The sequence below is a fragment of the Burkholderia sp. 9777_1386 genome (genome assembly GCF_015712265.1).
In the GTDB taxonomy this organism is placed as follows: Bacteria; Pseudomonadota; Gammaproteobacteria; order Burkholderiales; family Burkholderiaceae; genus Burkholderia; species Burkholderia cenocepacia.
Map to the genome: position 1 here is coordinate 1 of NZ_JACCQB010000052.1, position 16,810 is coordinate 16,810.

Genomic DNA, 16,810 nt, shown 5'->3' on the forward strand with positions numbered 1-16,810 from the left:
GGGTTGCGCTGGCCGGCGGTTGGAAAAATAATATTGCGCATGCCGGTCAACAAAATCGCCAAATCGATGGCCCAGACGCAAAAATTTCTCATTCTTCCGAGGTTCGACACACCGTCATGACGACCCCTCTCGATGCGTTCGATCGCAAGTTGCTGATGGAAGTCCAGCGCGACGCGCAGACGCCGCAAGCCGAGCTCGGCGCGCGCGTCAACCTGTCGACGGCCGCGGTGAACCGGCGGCTGCGGCGCCTCGCGGAAGATGGCGTGATCGAGCGCTACACGGCCGTCGTCGCGCCGGACAAGGTCGATCATCCGCTGACGATCGTCGTGAACGTCGAGGTCGAGAGCGAGCAGATCGACCAGCTCGACGCGATGAAGCGCGCATTCGAGCGCTGCCCGCAGATCCAGCAGTGCTACTACGTGACGGGGGAATGGGATTTCGTGCTGATCCTCGCGGTGCGCAACATGGATCAGTACAACGCGCTCACGCGCGAGCTGTTCTTCGCGAACAACAACGTGAAGCGGTTCAAGACGCTGGTGAGCATGAGCCGCGTGAAGGTCGGGCTCGACGTGCCGGTCGATGCCGGCGAGTAAATGAATGAGGCCATGAAGCGGCCGGCACATCGTTGCATGCGCCGGCCGCCTCCCATCGACGGCTACGTCAGCGACAACTGAAGCTCGCCGCCGAATTCACGTCGCCCGAGCCGTTGTAGCGCGCGACCTGCGGATACGGGCACAACGGCCGCGTGCGTCCCGCGCCCCACGACGCGGGCACGTCCGCGTTCGGCACCGCGTTCGTCGTGTCGCGCGCGGCGGCCACGATCGCGGCCGGCGCCTGCCCCTGCTCGACCCACGCGACGAGCGGCGTCAGCATGTCGAACTGGTCGGCCGCCGGCCCGCCCGAACAGTGATTCATCCCCGGCACCGGATAGAAGCGCGCGAAGTTCGACGCGTCGCCGCCGTTCGCCTGCGTGACGTTCGCATACCAGTCGCGCGTGTCGTTGAACGAGAACACCGGATCACCCGTGCCGTGATAGACGAGCAGCTTCGCGCCGCGCGCCTTCAGCGCGGCGAGGTTCGTCTCGTCGGGCGGCGTCATGAACGCCCATGACGATTGGGTATAAACCCCGTTCGTCGCGAAGATCGCCGGCGCGTCGTTGTCCATGTCGAAACCGAGCGCGAAGCCGGGCAGGTTCGCGAGCGCCGCGGCGGTTTTCGGCGGCGTCATGAACGTGAACGCCATCGCGGCCGGATCGAGCGTGACGGAATTCGACTGCTTCCACCCGGCCCAACCAGGGCCCGAGATGCCCGGATCGTACGGAAAGCTCGCGTAGAGCGCCGTGCCCGCGCTGTTGCGCGCACCGGCGAACACGTTCTCCAGCGCGGTTTTCTGCGCAGGCGTCAGGCACGACCCGGTGCGCGTGCCGTTCGCGCAGGTCGGGATGTCCGTGTCGACGCTGAAATGCGTCTGGCACGCGGCGACGTCCTGCACCATCCCGTCGGCCGCGCCATCGAGCGCATCGCATTTCTCGAGAATCTTCGCGCCGACGAACTGGCGCTCCGCATCGTTGAAACCGCTGCGGATATCCGGCAGCCCGTTCGTTCCGGTGGCCGACGCGATCTTCGCGAACTGCTGCGCGCCATACATCTCGCCGATCGCCGCCTTCGGCAGATGGAAGCCCGGATCGCCCGCGATGATGCCGTCGTAGTCGGCCGGGTTGCGCACCGCCGTGACCATCGCGTGACGGCCGCCGTTCGAGCAGCCGCCGAAATAGCTGCGATCGGGCGCCTTGCCGTACGCGAGCCGGATCACCTGCTTGGCCATCGGCGTCAGCGCGTCGACCGCGCCGTAGCCGTAATCGATCCGCGCCTGCGGATCGAGACCGAACAGCGGATTCTGCGCGGCGCTGTGCCCCGAATCCGAGCTGATCACCGCGAAACCCTGGTTCAACGCGTTGGTCAGCGGGCCGCCGCCGCCGATCTCGCCGGTCGCGGTCACGACGTTGCCGTCGAGCCCGCCGTTGGCCTGGTAGAAGAAGCGGCCGTTCCATGCTTTCGGCAAACGCATCTCGAAGCCGATCGCATAGGTCTTGCCGTCCACCGCGCTCACGCGCTCGTTCATCTTGCCGGCGATCACGCAGTGCTCGGCGACCGGCTTGCCGGCCACGGTCAGCGCGCCGGCCGCCGCGGTCGTCACCGACGTGAACGACGTGTTCGCATACGCGAGCTTCGCGGCGAGCGCGTCGCAGGTCTGCGCCATCGCGGCCGGCGTCGCGGCGCTCAGGTGCGTGGGCGCGGCGCTGACCGAATCGTCGCCGCCGCACCCGGCGAGCATCGCGGCGGCAGACAACGGCGCAATGCAAAGGAATGCAGATTTTCTGTTCAAGATAGCTCCCGTTCGGTTCGTCACGCCGGTGAATCAGAACATGTGCCGCATGCCGACCATCGCGCCGAGCTGCCCCATCCCCGCGCCGGGCGTGGTGCCGGGCCCGCCGCCGCTGACCGAGTAGCGTGCATGCGCGCTGTTCCACAGATACGACGATTGCGCATAGACGGCCGTGCGCTTGGTCAGCAGATAGGTCGCGCGCAGCGTGGCCATCGTCGCGCGCGTGTCGTGCGCGGAATTGACGATCCGGTAGCCTTCGCCGTCGACGATGAAATCGGGCTTCACCGCATACGACGCGCCGACGAAGAACAGGTCCGAATGCGCGCCCGCCGCCGCCGGCGAACCGGTCGACACGCGCCGCCCGATCCAGCCCGCGCCGATCTTCGCGCCGGCCGCTTGCGCATACGCGCTCACGTGGGTGCGCGCATCCTTGCCGCCGCTGCTGGTGAAGGGAACGGGCGCCACGCCGTCGAAGAAGTTGGCGGCCGCTGCGGTACCACCGCGCTGTTCCTCGTACGACGCCGCCGCACCGAAGTACGCGCTGTCGTACTTGAGCATCACCGACCAGTTGCGGCATTGCACCGCGTCGCCCGGCACCTGCCCCGCGCACGTGCCCTGCCCCGGCGAGTTGCCGGTGCCCGCGCCGTCGCGGCCGAACGAATACGCGGCGCCGAGCGTCACGCCGCGATACGTGCCGAGGTAGGTCACCGCATTGTCGGCGCGGCCGTTCGGCACGTACGCGTCGAACGAGCCGAGCCCGTAGATGTCGGGGCCGATGATGTCGGCGCCCTGCAGCGCGAGATAGGTCATCGTGTACTGGCGGCCGAACGCGAGCGTGCCGAAGCCGCTCTTCAGCCCGACGAACGCCTGCCGCCCGAACAGCCGGCCGCCCTGGCCGAGATCGCCGCCGCGCACGTTGAAGCCGCTTTCGAGCGTGAACACCGCCTGATAGCCGCCGCCGAGATCCTCGCTGCCGCGCAGCCCCCAGCGCGACGGCAGTTCGCCCGTCACGCCCGGCATCCGCACCACGTGATCGCCGGCCGCGTTCGCGTGCGACACGAATTCGACGCCCGTATCGATGATCCCGTACAGCGTCACGCTCGACTGCGCGTGCGCGCCCGGCGCGGCGAGCGCGCAGCACGCGCCGGCGGCCAGCAGGCCATTCCTTGTCTTCGTCTTCATTTCGTTGCGTCTCCAGACCATGTTGAATCGCGCGCTCTGACGGCGCGCATCGAAAAAACCGGGCAATGTCAGTCGCCGGCCCGCGGGCGGCGGATCAACAGCAGCGCGGCCACGGCCGCGACCAGCGTGACGGGGATGCTCGCGCCGATCACGACCGGCGCGCTGCGGCCGGCGGCCAGCAACGTCGCAGCCGCGAGCGGGCCGACGACGGAGCCGAGCCGGCCGACGGCGACCGCCGAGCCGACGCCGGTCCCGCGCATCGCGGTGGGGTAGTACATCGCGGCCAGCGCATACAGCACCGACTGGCCGCCGACGACGAACATCCCGGCCGCGAACGCAGCCGCCGCGAGCGACGCGAAGCCGGGTGCGGCCGCCAGCGCGGCGAGCGACAGCACGATGCCGACGTACATGCCGCCGACCACGCGCGACGCGCGCATCCGGTCGAGCGCCGCGCCGATGCCGAGCGCGCCGAGCCCCGCGCCGACGTTGAACGCGATCTGCACGAGGCCGACGTGCGCGCGATCGAGCCCGCGCGCGGCCATCAGCGACGGCAGCCAGTTCAGCAGGAAGTAGAGGACGATCAGCGTGCAGAAGTAGCTGACCCACAGCGCGAGCGTCGACGTCGTACGGCCATCGCCGAACAGCGTCCGGGCGACGCTGGCGCGCGCGGCCTGCGTGCCCGCGACGTCGAGATACGCGCGCGATTCCGGCAGGCACCACACGAGCAGCGGCACGAGCAGCAGCGGCCCCAGGCCGCCGACGTAGAAGATGTGGCGCCATTCGGTATCGCCCGCGAGCAGCACGCCGATCAGCGACGCGATCACGCCGCCGAACGGGATCCCGCAGTACATCGTCGCGACCGCGCTGCTGCGCGAGCGCGGCTCGACCGCTTCGGACGACAGCGCGATCAGGTTGGGCATCGCGCCGCCGAGGCCGATACCGGTCAGCACGCGCACGACGACGAGCATCGCGAAGCTCGAGACCTGCGCGGTCGCGATCGACAGCAGCCCGAACAGCACGGTCGACGCGATCAGCACGCGCTTGCGGCCGATCCGGTCGGCGAGCCGCCCGCCGAGCATCGCACCCGGCAGCAGCCCGAAGGTGCCCGCGCTGAATGCGATGCCCATCTGCGATACGGACAGCCCGAATTCGCGCGCCATCCGCGGCGCGGCGACGCCGACCGACTGCAGGTCGAGCCCTTCGAGGAGGGCGATCGCGAAACACAACGCCAGCGTGGTCGCGACCGTGGATTTTTCGGCAACGTAAGTGTTCATGTCTCCAGTCCCATGTCTTTGTAGTCGGTCGGCCGTGCAACGACCGTCGCGCGCCGCCGCCGGCCAGTGGCGGTTCGGCGCGCGAGGTGTCGAATGAAAGGTCGCCTTTATCAGGCAACCTGATTCACTGGCCGCAAGAATGCCCGCCGGTGTCGTGGCCGGCCGGTCGTTGTGCCTGCTTGTTGTTGCTGACTGCTTGCTGCTCGTTGCTGCCCGTGCGTGCGCTTACGCGTAAATCACGTCGGGATCGCGCCGCGCCGGGTCGTACAGTGCTTCGATCGCCGCCGCGCGATGCTTCTGCACGGCCGCCTGGTTCAGCGAACCCTTGTCGGTCACCTCGCCGAGATCGAGCGACGGCGGCGTGTCGATCAGCCGGATTCGCGCGACGAACGTCGACCCGCCGCTCGCGTTCCGGTTCAGCGCGGCAAGCCACGCCGCGAACGCCGCGCGCACGGCCGGCGCGCGCAGCACGTCGGTCACCGATGCATCCGCGGCGAGCCCTGCCAGCGCACGGCACGCGTCGACACGCGGAAACACCAGCAAGCCGATGTCGTCGCGATTGATCCCGGTGACGACCACGTCCTGCACGTACGGCGCGCCCGTCGACACCGCATTCGCGCGCAATGGCCCGACGCTGACGAACGTGCCGCTGCTCAGCTTGAAATCCTCGGTCAGCCGCCCGTCGAACAGCAGCCCGAGTTCCGGCCGCGCCGGATCGGCAAAGACGCCCGCGTCGCCGCTGCGGTAATAGCCTTCTTCGTCGAACACGTCGCGCGGATCGACGTCCGCGTGCCAGTAGCCGCGCATCACGTTCGGCCCCTTGAAGCGCAGTTCGTGCTTGCCGCCGCACGGCACCAGCTTCGCGTCGCAGCCGGGCGCGGGCAGCCCGATATACCCGGCGCGCATCAGCGGCCCCGTCGTAAACAGGCACGACGGCGACGCCTCCGTCATCCCGAGGCCGGCCATGATCCGGATGCGCTCGCCGCAATGCGCTTCGGTCACGCGATCGAGCCGGTCCCACGCGGCCTGCGACAGCCCCGCGCCGCCGAAGAAATACAGCTTCACGCGCGAGAAGAACGTGTCGCGCAATTCGGCATCGCGTTCGAGCGCGGCGGTCAGTTCCTCCCAGCCCTTCGGCACGTTGAAGTAGATCGTCGGCGCGATCTCGCGCAGGTTGCGCACGGTTTCGTCGAAGCGGCCGGGCACCGGGCGACCGTCGTCGATATACAGCGTGCCGCCGTTGTACAGCGCGATGCCCAGGTTGTGGCTGCCGCCGAACGTGTGATTCCACGGCAGCCAGTCGACCAGCACCGGCGGCTCGCGCGTCAGTTCCGGCATCGTCTGGCGCAACATCTGCTGGTTGCTGCACAGCATCCGGTGCGTGGTCGGCACGGCCTTCGGCTGCTTCGTCGAGCCGGACGTGAACAGGATCTTCGCGAGATGGTCGGGGCCGACCGCCTCGTGAATCGCGTCGATCGTGCGCGGGGCGGTAGCGAGCAGGCGCGACAGCGGCACCGCGCGGCCCTCGGCATCGACATCGGCATCGTGCGCGACGATCAGCGCCGCATCGGCCGGCAACGTCGCATCGAGCGCCCGCGCGAACGGCGCGCGTTCGGCGACGAACACCGCGCCCGGCCGCAGCACGCCGAGCGTGTGACGCAGCTTGCCGTAGTCGGTCGACACCAGCGAATACGCGGGCGAGATCGGCGAGTACGGCACGCCGGCCAGCATCGCCGCGAACATCAGCTGCAGATGCTCGAGGTCGTTGCCGGACAGCACCGCGAGCGGGCGCTCGGCCGACAGCCCGAGATCGACGAGGCCCTGGCCGAGCGCGCGGGCGCGTTCGAGCATCCGCGCGTACGTGATCTCGATCCAGCGGCCGTCGGCGCCGCGCCGCGCGGCCAGCACGCGGTCCGGATGCGCTTGCGCGCCGCGCACGAGGCAGTCGGTCACGCGAGTCGGATAATCGCCGAGCGGTTCGCGCGAGCGCAGGTACCAGGTACCGTCGTCGGCGCGGCGAATCTCGGCCGCGCCGACCGCGACCGCGGCCGCACGATAGCGCACGGCGCCCGTGTCGTTCATCGGGCCGCTGGCGGGCGTCTCAACATTCATCGTCGGCTCGCTCATACCGGGTAATGCCGTGGCGCGGTCTGCACGGTGATCCAGCGCAGCTCGGTGAATTCGGCGATCGACGCGCGGCTGCCGAAGCGGCCGTAGCCGCTCGCCTTCGTGCCGCCGAACGGCATCTGCGCTTCGTCGTGCACGGTCGGCCCGTTGATGTGGCAGATCCCCGATTCGATTCGGCGCGCGACCGCCATCGCGCGCGCGACGTCGCGGCTGAACACGCTCGCCGACAGCCCGAACTCGCTGTCGTTCGCGAGCGCGACCGCTTCGTCGTCGTTGTCCGCACGCAGGATCGCGACGACCGGCGCGAACGATTCCTCGCGATACAGGCGCATCTCGGGCGTCACGCCGTCGACGATCGCCGGCTGCATCGTCGCGCCTTCGACGCGGCAGCCGAGCGGCAGATGCGCACCGTGCGCACGCGCATCCTCGACCAGCGACGCCGCGCGCGTGGCGGCCGACGCATCGACCATCGTGCCGAGCGGATGGCCGGCCAGCGGATCGCCGGCAACCAGCGTGCGCGCCTTTGCGGCGAGCCGCTCGACGAGCGCATCGGCGACCGGCCGCGCGGCGATCACGCGCTCGGTCGACATGCAGATCTGCCCCTGGTTGAAGAACGCGCCGAACGCGATCGCGTCGACGGCTGCATCGAGATCCGCATCGTCGAGCACCAGCACCGGCGCCTTGCCGCCGAGTTCGAGCAGCACGGGTTTCAGGTGCGCGGCCGCGTGGCGCGCGATGATGCGGCCGACGTGCGTCGACCCGGTGAAGTTGATCCGCTTCACATGCGGATGCGCGATCATCCGTTCGACAAGCGCCGGTGCGTCGGCCGCCGCGTGCGTGATCACGTTGACCACGCCGGCGCCGAGCCCGGCGTCGTCCAGCACCGCGCCGATCAGCGCGTGCACGCCCGGGCACGCCTCGGACGCCTTCAGCACGACCGTGTTGCCGCACGCAAGCGGCATCGCCAGCGCCCGCGTGCCGAGGATCACCGGCGCGTTCCACGGCGCGATGCCGAGCACCACGCCGCACGGCACCCGCATCGCGAGCGCGAGATTGCCCGGTACGTCGGACGGAATCACGTCGCCGGCGATCTGCGTCGTCATCGACGCGGCCTCGCGCAGCATGTTCGCCGCGAGCGTCACGTTGAAGCCGATCCAGCCGGGCGTCGCGCCCGTTTCGGCGACGCCGGTCGCGATGATCTCGTCGATGCGCGCGTCCATCAGGTCGGCCGCCTTCAGCAGCAGCCGGCGGCGCTCGGTCGGCGCGAGCGCCGCCCATGCGGGGAACGCGCGGTGCGCGGCGTCGATCGCCGCGTCGGCGTCGGCGCTGCCGGCCGCCGGCGCGCGCGACGCAAGCGCGCCCGTCGCGGGGTTGAAGCGGTCGAAGGTGCGGCCGTCGCGGGCGGTGCACCACTCGCCGCCGATCAGCATCCGTCTGTCGGTCATGTCGTCTCCTGCCTTGCCTGTCTCTTGCGATTACGCCGGCGGGAAGCCGGTGGCTGCGTCCGCGCTTGTATCAGCGCTTGTAGGCTTGCAGACCCGGCTTGATCGCCTTGTCGTCGAGGAACTGCTTCAGCCCCTGTTCGCGGCCGCGCTCCGGGTCGCGCAGTTGCGCCTGGTCGAGCTTCGCATACAGGTAATCCTCGCACTGCTCCCACGTGAGTTCGCGCGAGCGCTTGAAGCCGTGCTTCGCCGCGCGCAGCACGACCGGGTTCTTGTCCATCAGCCGTGCGGCGAGCGCGATCGTCGCGTCGCGCAGCCCGGCGAGCGGCACGCTGCTGTTCACGAGGCCCATCTCCGCGGCTTCGACGCCGGTGAACGTGTCGCCGGTCATGATGTAGTGCAGCGCGCGGCGGTGTCCGACCGTGTCGGCCATCGCCTTGCTGACGAGGTTGCCGGGCGGGATGCCCCAGTTGATCTCCGACAGCCCGAACACCGCTTCGTCGGCCGCGATCGCAAGGTCGCACGCGACGAGCGGCGAGAACCCGCCGCCGAAGCACCAGCCGTTCACCATCGCGATGGTCGGCTTGCCGTACATCCGCAGGCGGCGCCACTGCCATTCCGATGCGTCGCGGCGCACCTTTTCCTGCAACGCGTCCGGGCCGCCGTCGATCTCGCGGAAATACTCCTTCAGATCCATGCCGGCCGTCCATGCGGCCCCCGCGCCGGTCAGGACGAGCACCTTCGCCTCGTCGTCGAACTCGACCGCGTCGAGCACCTGAAGCATCTCCTGGTTCAGCGTGGGACTCATCGCGTTGCGCTTCTCGGGGCGATTCAACGTCACCCACGCGATGCCGGCCTCCACTTTCACTTCAACGGTCTGCCAGCGGTTGTCGTACTTGCTCATGTCTGTTCCTGTCGTTCGTTTCCAGTGCGATTCGGTGCGCAGCCTGCGTGCTGCGGGCGACTTCATTTAATATCAGGCTACCTGATATTGCAAGCGGCACGAGCGCCGGTGTAAACCCGGAGCGGAAACCGGAGAATGCGGCGGGGAAATCAGGGAGCGGTCGGACGAGCGCGCACGGGCCGAACGGGCCCGCGTCGTGAAAATCGGGGAGGCGCTCAGCCGCGCAGGTTGCGCGAGAACAGTTCGAGCGCGCGCTGCACGTGCGCGGCGTCGTCGGCCGGGATGTCGCCCAGCATGCGGGCCTCGAGCGGGCGCAGCACGGCTTCGCATTCGCGCAGCATCGCCGCGCCTGCGTCGGTCAGCTTCAGCAGGATGATGCGGCCGTGCGACGGGTCGGCTTCGCGCGTGACGAAACCGCGGGCGGCCATCACGCTCATCACCTCGTTCGCCGATTGCGGCGTGATCCACGAGCGCTCGGCCAGTTGCGCGTTCGACGATGCGCCGCGCGCCTCGAGCACCGACAGCGCCGTGTATTGCGCGAGCGTGATGCCGAGCGGCGCGAGCGCGTCGGTCATGTGACGGCGCAGCAGCCGGTCGAGGCCGCCGATCACGTAGGTCAGACGTTGTTGCACGCGCGCTTTCGGCTTGTCGCCCGTGGCGCGGGCGGCGTCCTTCGCGGCGGGTTTCGAACGGGCGGGCTTGGTCGGGGTGGAACTCATGGCGCGTGCTGGTTGGAATTGCGAGCCATCTTACCAGCACGCGAAACGTCGTTCTGTCCGGTTGTACGCGACACGCGCGGTACGCGCGGTCGGCTGCGGCGGTCAGCCGTGCGACGCGCGCCGGCCCGCGAACCGCGCGGTCGGCAGCCCCGCGTAGCGCGTCTGCGCGACGAACACGCCGCCCGCGTGCACATCGCCGGCCAGCGCGTCATCGCTCAGGTCAACACGCGCACTCGTCACATACAGCCGGCCTTCACCGTCGATCGCAACGCAGCTCGGCTGCGCGGTCGGCACTTCAACGCGATCCGTCTCGACCCCGTCCGGCCCATAACGCACCACGCGCCTGCCGCCCCACTGCGCATTCCACAGCCCACCGTCGCGATCGACGATCGACCCGTCCGGATCGCCATTGGCATCGATCAGCCGCGCGAACGGCCGCACGTTCGCGACGTCGCCACCCGCACGGTAATCGCACACGAAAATCTCGCGCACCAGCGAATCGCAGAAATACATTTTCGAACCGTCCGGCGAGAACCCGATGCTGTTCGCGATCGCGGCCGGCGGCAACGCGAGCCGTTCGAGCGTGAGGTCGGGATTGAGGCGATAGAACCCGCCGACCGCGCGCGGCGGTTCGGCGCCTTCGTCCTTCATCCCGAACACGAATGCGCCGGCCCCGTCGCAGCGCCCGTCGTTGAGCCGCGTCGGCAAGTCGGGCTCGACGTCGACGATCCGCGTGAACGCGCCGCTGCGCAGGTCGAAGAACGCGAGATGGGTCGCGAGCCCGACGAGCAGCACGTCCGGCTCGTCGGTCAGCGCGAAGCACGCGAGCCGTTCGGGCATCGCCCACTGCGCGAGGTCCGAGCCGTCCGCGCGGCAGCGCCACAGCCGCGCGCCTTCGATGTCCACCCAATACAGCGCGTGCGTCCTGTCGCACCACGTCGCGCCTTCGCCGAGCGTGTTGCGGCTGTCGGCCAGCAGCGTCGCCGACGCGGCCGGATGAGTCTGTTGCATGCCGTCTCCCGATGTCTGATCTGTCGCGTTCGCGGGCGGCCGCGCCATCACCGAAATCAGATCTTCATCGCGCGCCGCTGGTTGCGACGATACTGGTCGAACAGCACCGCGAGCAACAGAATTCCGCCGCGTATCAGATATTGGTAAAACGTCGGCACGTTCAGCAGGCTCATCGCGTCCTGCACGGAGCCCATGATCAGCACGCCGACCAGCACGCCGGAGATCGTCGCGACGCCGCCCGTCAGCGACACGCCGCCGAGCACGCACGCGGAGATCACGCCGAGTTCGAGGCCGACCGACGTCTTCGGGTCGCCGAGGCTCATCCGCGATGCGAGCATTACACCGGCGAAGCCCGTCACGAGCCCTTGCAGCACGAACACGGCGATCTTGATGCGCATCACCGGCAGCCCCGCGAGCAGCGCCGCCTCGCCGTTGCCGCCGACGGCCAGCACGTTCTTGCCGAACACCGTCTTGCGCAGCAGGAAACCGAACACGACGAAGCCGACGATGTTGCTCCAGATCGGATACGAAATACCGAGGAACGACCCGCCGCCGAGATCGAAGAAGCGCTCTTCCGAGATCATCACCGCGTCGCCGTTCGACGTGATGAACGCGAGCCCGCGCACGACTTCCATCATCGCGAGCGTGACGATCAGCGAGTTGATCCGGTAGCGTGCGATCAGCACGCCGTTCACGAGCCCGACCGCCCCACCCGCGAGCACGCCGGCCGCGATACCGAGCACGACGCTGTGCGTCGCGGTGATCAGCGTCGACGCGACGACGCCCGAGAACGCGACGATCGACGCGACCGACAGGTCGACCTCGCCGAGCGCGAGCACGAACATCATCGTCACCGCGATCGAGCCGATCAGCGTGACCGACAGCAACAGGCCCTGGATGTTGCGCGGCGTGAGGAAGTCCGGCACGGTCATCGACAGCACCGCGAACAGCACGAGAAACACCATCACGATGCCGGAGCGGTTGATCAGCTGCCACACGCCGCCGCGTGGCCGCGCGGGCGTGGCCGCGGCCGCGGCATCCGGGGACGGGGAAGTACGTTGGGGTTGCATTGCCTGGCTCATATCAGTTCACTTGCTTTCCGGTTGAACAGCACGCCGCTAGCGCGGCAGCGCGAGCTTGATCAGCGCATCGGGCGTCGCGTGCGCCTTCGCGACCTCGCCCGCGATCCGTCCTTCCTTCATCACGACGATGCGGTCCGACACGCCGATCACCTCGGCCAGATCGCTCGACACGAGGATCACGGTGCGGCCCGCTTCCGCGAGTTCGTAGAACAGGTTGTAGATTTCCGCGCGCGCGCCGACGTCGATGCCGCGCGTCGGCTCGTCCATCAGGAACACGTCGATGCGCTCGGCCAGCCAGCGCGCGAGCACGACCTTCTGCTGGTTGCCGCCCGACAGCGCGCCGATCGGCGTGTCGCCGTCGCGGGTCTTGATCGCGAGGCGCTCGATGTATTGCTGCGCGAGCTCGCGTTCGCGCCGCCCGTCGAGCAGCACGCGCGCCGGGCTGAAATGACGGCGCGCGCTGATGTTCAGGTTGTCGGCCACCGACGCGATCGCGACGATGCCTTCCTGCTTGCGGTCTTCCGGGCACAGCGCGATGCCGGCGCGCACCGCGTCGCGCGGGCTGCCGAACGCCACCCGCTTGCCGTTCAGCTCGACGTGCCCGGCGCTCGGTCGCACCGCGCCGTACAGCAGCTTCATCAGCTCGGAGCGGCCTGCGCCGACGAGCCCGAAGAAGCCGACGATCTCGCCGCGCCGCGCGGTGAACGACACGGGCTCGGCCAGCCCAGGCCCCGCCAGCCCCTTCGCTTCGATCAGCACGTCGCCGGCCGCACGCGGCCGGTAGCCGTACACGTCCTCGATCGAACGGCCGACCATGCAGCCGATCAGCCGGTCGCGGTCGAGATCGGCGACGGAATCGAACGTGTCGATGCGGCGACCGTCGCGAAACACCGTCACGCGGTCGCACAGTTCATAGACCTCCTCCATCCGGTGCGTGACGTAGATGATCGCGCGGCCTTCCGCGCGCAGCGCGCGGATGATCCGGAACAGCTGCGTGGTTTCGCGCGCGGACAGCGAACTCGTCGGTTCGTCGAACGCGATCACGCGCGCGTCGCGCATCAGCGCCTTGCCGATCTCGATCATCTGGCGCTGGCCGATCGACAGATACTTCACCGGGATGCCCGGATCGATGTGCTCGCCGAGCCGCTCCAGCGCATCGAGCGCGCGCGCGGCGAGCGTGCGCTCGTCGACCACGCCGAGCCGGCTCGGCAATTGCCCGAGCATCAGGTTTTCCGCGACCGTCAGCTCGGGCACCAGATGCAGTTCCTGGTAGATGATCGCGATGCCGGCCTCGAGCGCCGCGCGCGTCGACGCGAAGCGCTGCGCCGTGCCGTTCAGCGTCAGCGTGCCGGCCTGCGGCTGGTTCACGCCGGACAGCACCTTCAGCAGCGTCGATTTCCCCGCGCCGTTCTCGCCCATCAGCCCGTGCACCTCGCCCGCGCGCACCGACAGCGACACCGCGTCGAGCGCCCGCACGCCCGGAAACGTCACCGTGATGCCGTCGAGCGCGAGCAGCGGGCCGTCCGGCCGCATGCCCGCTTCGGCGTCGTGGCCGGACGCGGCCGTGATCGTCTGCATCGTCATCGCGTTCTCGCCTCGCCCCGCTCAGATACCGAGTTCGGCGCGCACGGCCTGCCAGTTCGCGCGCGTCATCAGCTTGCCGCTCGTCTGCGTGTCGGCCGGCGGCGTCTTGCCGTTGCGGATCCAGTCGACGAGGTTCTGCGTGCTGTCCTTGCCGTGGTTCGTCGAGCTGACCGCGATCGTCCCGTAGAAGCCGGTCGGCTCCTTCTTCTGGAACTCGGCGAACGCCTCGCCCGCGCCGTTGATGCCGACGCCGATCACGTCGGCCGCCGGGATGTGCAGCTGTTCGGTCGCGCGCACCGCGCCGAGCACGGTTTCCTCGTTCAGCGCGTAGATCACCCATTTCTTCACGTTCGGATGGCGCGCGAGCACCGGCGCCGCCGCACTGAAGCCGCCTTCGTCGTCGGTGGTCTTCTGCGGCGCGTCGAAGATGTTTTCCTTGCGGAAGCCGTTCGCGAGCAGCGCCTGCGTCGCGCCGTCGGTGCGCAGCTTCGCGGTCGGCAGCTCGTAGTTGGTCACGCGCAGCGCGCCGACTTCTTCCGGCTTCCAGCCGCGCCGCTTCATCTCGTCGGCGATCGCCTGGCCGACCTGGTTGCCGATCTTGGTCGCCGACATCCCGAGGTGCGGCACGTTCGGCAGCGGCTTGCCGCTCGAATCGACGAGCTGGTCGTCGACCGTCACGAACTTCATGTTGTAGCGCTTCGCGCGCGACGCGATCGCCGGCCCGAGACGTACATCCGGCGCGCAGATCACGAAGCCCTGCGCGCCCTGCGAACCGAGGTTGTCGATCGCGGCCAGCACCTTCTCGCCGTCCGGCGTGCCGATCTTCACGACCGAGAAATTCTCCTTCTGGCCGAGCGCGGACGCCGCGTTCTGCTCGTTGATGAACCACGCCTGCTCCGGCATCTTCACGAGGAAGCCGATCTTCAGCGGCGCGTCGGCGTGCGCGGCGCCCTGCATGCCGAGCGGCGCGATGCAGAGCGCGGCCAGCAGCGCGCGCAGGGTATGGCGGCGAATCGTGTGAGTCGTGCGGTTCATGGGTGTCTCCTTTGTATCGGCTGATGCCGTGATGTGTGCCGTAATCAATCATTCGTCGCGCGCGCTTGTTCGTACCGAAGCGCGCGCGCAGGTTCAGCGGCCGAACGCGTCGGTCTGCACGCGCCGGCCGAACAGGAAGGCATCGGCGACGAGCCGAAGCGGCCGCACGTCGACATCGCTTTCGCCACGCGCGATCAGCGCATGGAAGTGCGCATACAGCGCCGGGTATTCGCGTTCGGGCCCGATCTCGACCGGCTCGCCCGCGATCGACAATTGCGCGCCGCCGCGGCTGATCGCGAGCACGCCGTCGGCCGTGTCGACCGCGATCTCCCATTGCTCGACGGGGCCGTGGCGCCAGTCGAATTCCGCGCGCACCGGCACGCCGTCGGTATCCGCGCAATCGAGTTCGGCCGCGATCGGCGTCTGCACGTCGCTCGGCACGATGAGCGTCGCCTCGCGCAGCACGAGTTCGCGCGGCAGGATGCGCGTGACGATCGACAGCGCGTTGATGCCCGGATCGAACACGCCGAGGCCGCCCGGCTCCCAGATCCACTGCTGCCCCGGATGCCAGCGCCGCACGTCTTCCTTCCAGCGCACCTGCACCGCGCGGATCGCGCGGTGCGCGAGCCATGCGCGCGCGGGCTCGACCGCGCTCGCGCAACGCGAATGCCAGGTCGCGAACAGCGTGAGGCCGCGCTCGCGGGCCAGCGCGTCCAGCGCGGCCACTTCGCCGAGCGTCGCGCCCGGCGGCTTCTCGAGCATCACATGCTTGCCGGCTTCGAGCGCGGCGCGCGCCTGCGCGTAGCGCACCTGCGGCGGCGCGCACAGCGACACCGCGTCGAGTTCGGGTTCGGCGGCGAGCAGCGCGCGCAGGTCGGGGTAGTTGCGTACGCCCGTGACTTCCGCGTGACGGCTCGCGCATGCGGTCAGCGCGAAGCCCGGTTCGGCGGCGATCGCCGGCAGATGCTGGTCGCGTGCGATCTTGCCGATCCCGACGACGCCCAGCGAAATCGGTTCACTCATCGTGCCTTTCTCCTTCGCGAATCGCTCAGCGCGCCCAGCGCAGCACGAGCGGATCGAGCCGGCGCGCGATCGCGAGCAATTCCGCGCGCGTGTCCGGGTGCAGTTCCGGCATCGGATGCCGCGGCCGCTCGCACGCGATCACGCCGCCTTCGCGCATCAGCGCCTTCGCGGTGAGGATCCCGGACTGGCGGTTCTCGTGATTGATCAGCGGCAGCCACGCCTGGTAATGCGCGAACGCATCGTCGTGCCGCCCTTCGCGGAACGCTTCGAGGATCGGCCGGATGCCGTCCGGGAAGCCGCCGCCCGTCATCGCGCCGGTCGCGCCCGCATGGAGGTCGGCGAGCAGCGTGATCGCTTCCTCGCCATCCCACGGCCCCTCGATCGCGTCACCGCCGAGCCGGATCAGCTCGCGCAGCTTGTTCGCCGCGCCCGGCGTCTCGATCTTGAAGTACGCGACCTGCTCGATCTCGCGCGCCATCCGGGCGAGGAACGGCGCGGACAGCGCGGTGCCGCTCGCGGGCGCATCCTGGATCATGATCGGAATGTCGATGGCATCCGACACGCGCGCATAGAAGTCGAAGATCTGCGCTTCCGGCACGCGGAACGTCGCGCCGTGATACGGCGGCATCATCATCACCATCGCGGCGCCGAGCTGCTGCGCGCGCAGGCTGCGCGCCGCGCACACCTGCGTGCTGTAGTGCGACGTCGTGACGATCACCGGCACGCGGCCGGCCACGTGCTCGAGGATCGTGCGCGTGAGCACGTCGCGTTCGTCGTCGGTGATCGCGAACTGCTCGGAGAAGTTCGCGAGGATACACAGCCCGTCCGAGCCGGCGTCGATCATGAAATCGACCGCGCGCTTCTGGCTCGCGAGGTCGAGCTCGCCGGTATCGGCAAACGTCGTCGGAACGACGGGAAAGATGCCGCGATAGCGCGGCGTGCTGCTCGATGTCATGGTTCGCGTCCTGCTTCGGCCCGGTTGTCGCCGGCCGTCATGCGTTCACGGTTTCATGAAGCGCGGGCCGGGAAGGCCCGCAACCGG

The 16,810-nt window shown here is 69.1% G+C and carries 14 protein-coding genes; 1 reads left to right on the top strand and 13 read right to left on the bottom strand.

Annotation, left to right across the window (positions count from 1 at the left end; all coding sequences use genetic code 11):
- Positions 1-116 precede the first annotated feature (116 nt).
- Entirely contained in the window at positions 117-593 is a 477-nt protein-coding gene (locus H0X91_RS28165; protein WP_006485043.1) for an Lrp/AsnC family transcriptional regulator, read from the top strand.
- Between the two features lie 67 nt (positions 594-660).
- Here the strand turns inward: H0X91_RS28165 and H0X91_RS28170 are convergent, their stop codons facing one another.
- The 13 genes from H0X91_RS28170 to H0X91_RS28230 form a co-directional block, all read right to left on the bottom strand.
- Positions 661-2,385 carry a tannase/feruloyl esterase family alpha/beta hydrolase gene (locus H0X91_RS28170; RefSeq protein ID WP_196433546.1) on the bottom strand — a complete coding sequence of 575 codons (1,725 nt, stop codon included), beginning with the start codon at positions 2,383-2,385 and terminating at the stop codon, positions 661-663.
- 33 nt (positions 2,386-2,418) lie between these two features.
- On the bottom strand, positions 2,419-3,567 hold the full coding sequence (locus H0X91_RS28175; protein WP_034178491.1) for a porin: 1,149 nt from the start codon (positions 3,565-3,567) through the stop codon (positions 2,419-2,421).
- A gap of 68 nt (positions 3,568-3,635) precedes the next feature.
- Positions 3,636-4,841, bottom strand: coding sequence for a 3-(3-hydroxy-phenyl)propionate transporter MhpT (mhpT, locus tag H0X91_RS28180; RefSeq protein ID WP_006494303.1), 1,206 nt, complete (start codon positions 4,839-4,841; stop codon positions 3,636-3,638).
- Between the two features lie 225 nt (positions 4,842-5,066).
- Positions 5,067-6,968, bottom strand: coding sequence for a feruloyl-CoA synthase (locus tag H0X91_RS28185; protein ID WP_112750803.1), 1,902 nt, complete (start codon positions 6,966-6,968; stop codon positions 5,067-5,069).
- The gene (locus H0X91_RS28190; protein ID WP_196433547.1) at positions 6,965-8,413 is read right to left on the bottom strand and encodes an aldehyde dehydrogenase; all 1,449 of its coding nucleotides are present in this window, start codon (positions 8,411-8,413) and stop codon (positions 6,965-6,967) included. The genes H0X91_RS28185 and H0X91_RS28190 overlap by 4 nt, the downstream gene beginning before the upstream one ends.
- Before the next feature lie 70 nt (positions 8,414-8,483).
- Entirely contained in the window at positions 8,484-9,314 is an 831-nt protein-coding gene (locus H0X91_RS28195) for a p-hydroxycinnamoyl CoA hydratase/lyase (RefSeq protein ID WP_006494300.1), read from the bottom strand.
- A 215-nt stretch (positions 9,315-9,529) separates the two neighbouring features.
- On the bottom strand, positions 9,530-10,033 hold the full coding sequence (locus H0X91_RS28200; RefSeq protein WP_034203131.1) for a MarR family winged helix-turn-helix transcriptional regulator: 504 nt from the start codon (positions 10,031-10,033) through the stop codon (positions 9,530-9,532).
- Positions 10,034-10,135: 102 nt separating this feature from the next.
- A complete protein-coding gene (locus H0X91_RS28205) occupies positions 10,136-11,044 on the bottom strand; it encodes an SMP-30/gluconolactonase/LRE family protein (protein ID WP_048988851.1) in 909 nt (302 codons plus the stop codon).
- A 56-nt stretch (positions 11,045-11,100) separates the two neighbouring features.
- On the bottom strand, positions 11,101-12,126 hold the full coding sequence (araH, locus tag H0X91_RS28210; RefSeq protein ID WP_006485094.1) for an L-arabinose ABC transporter permease AraH: 1,026 nt from the start codon (positions 12,124-12,126) through the stop codon (positions 11,101-11,103).
- A 36-nt stretch (positions 12,127-12,162) separates the two neighbouring features.
- Entirely contained in the window at positions 12,163-13,710 is a 1,548-nt protein-coding gene (gene araG, locus H0X91_RS28215) for an L-arabinose ABC transporter ATP-binding protein AraG (RefSeq protein ID WP_058902440.1), read from the bottom strand.
- Between the two features lie 21 nt (positions 13,711-13,731).
- Positions 13,732-14,745, bottom strand: coding sequence for an arabinose ABC transporter substrate-binding protein (locus H0X91_RS28220; RefSeq protein WP_006485098.1), 1,014 nt, complete (start codon positions 14,743-14,745; stop codon positions 13,732-13,734).
- Positions 14,746-14,838: 93 nt separating this feature from the next.
- A complete protein-coding gene (locus H0X91_RS28225) occupies positions 14,839-15,768 on the bottom strand; it encodes a Gfo/Idh/MocA family protein (RefSeq protein ID WP_048988857.1) in 930 nt (309 codons plus the stop codon).
- Positions 15,769-15,793: 25 nt separating this feature from the next.
- The gene (locus H0X91_RS28230; protein ID WP_058902441.1) at positions 15,794-16,723 is read right to left on the bottom strand and encodes a dihydrodipicolinate synthase family protein; all 930 of its coding nucleotides are present in this window, start codon (positions 16,721-16,723) and stop codon (positions 15,794-15,796) included.
- Positions 16,724-16,810 lie beyond the last annotated feature (87 nt).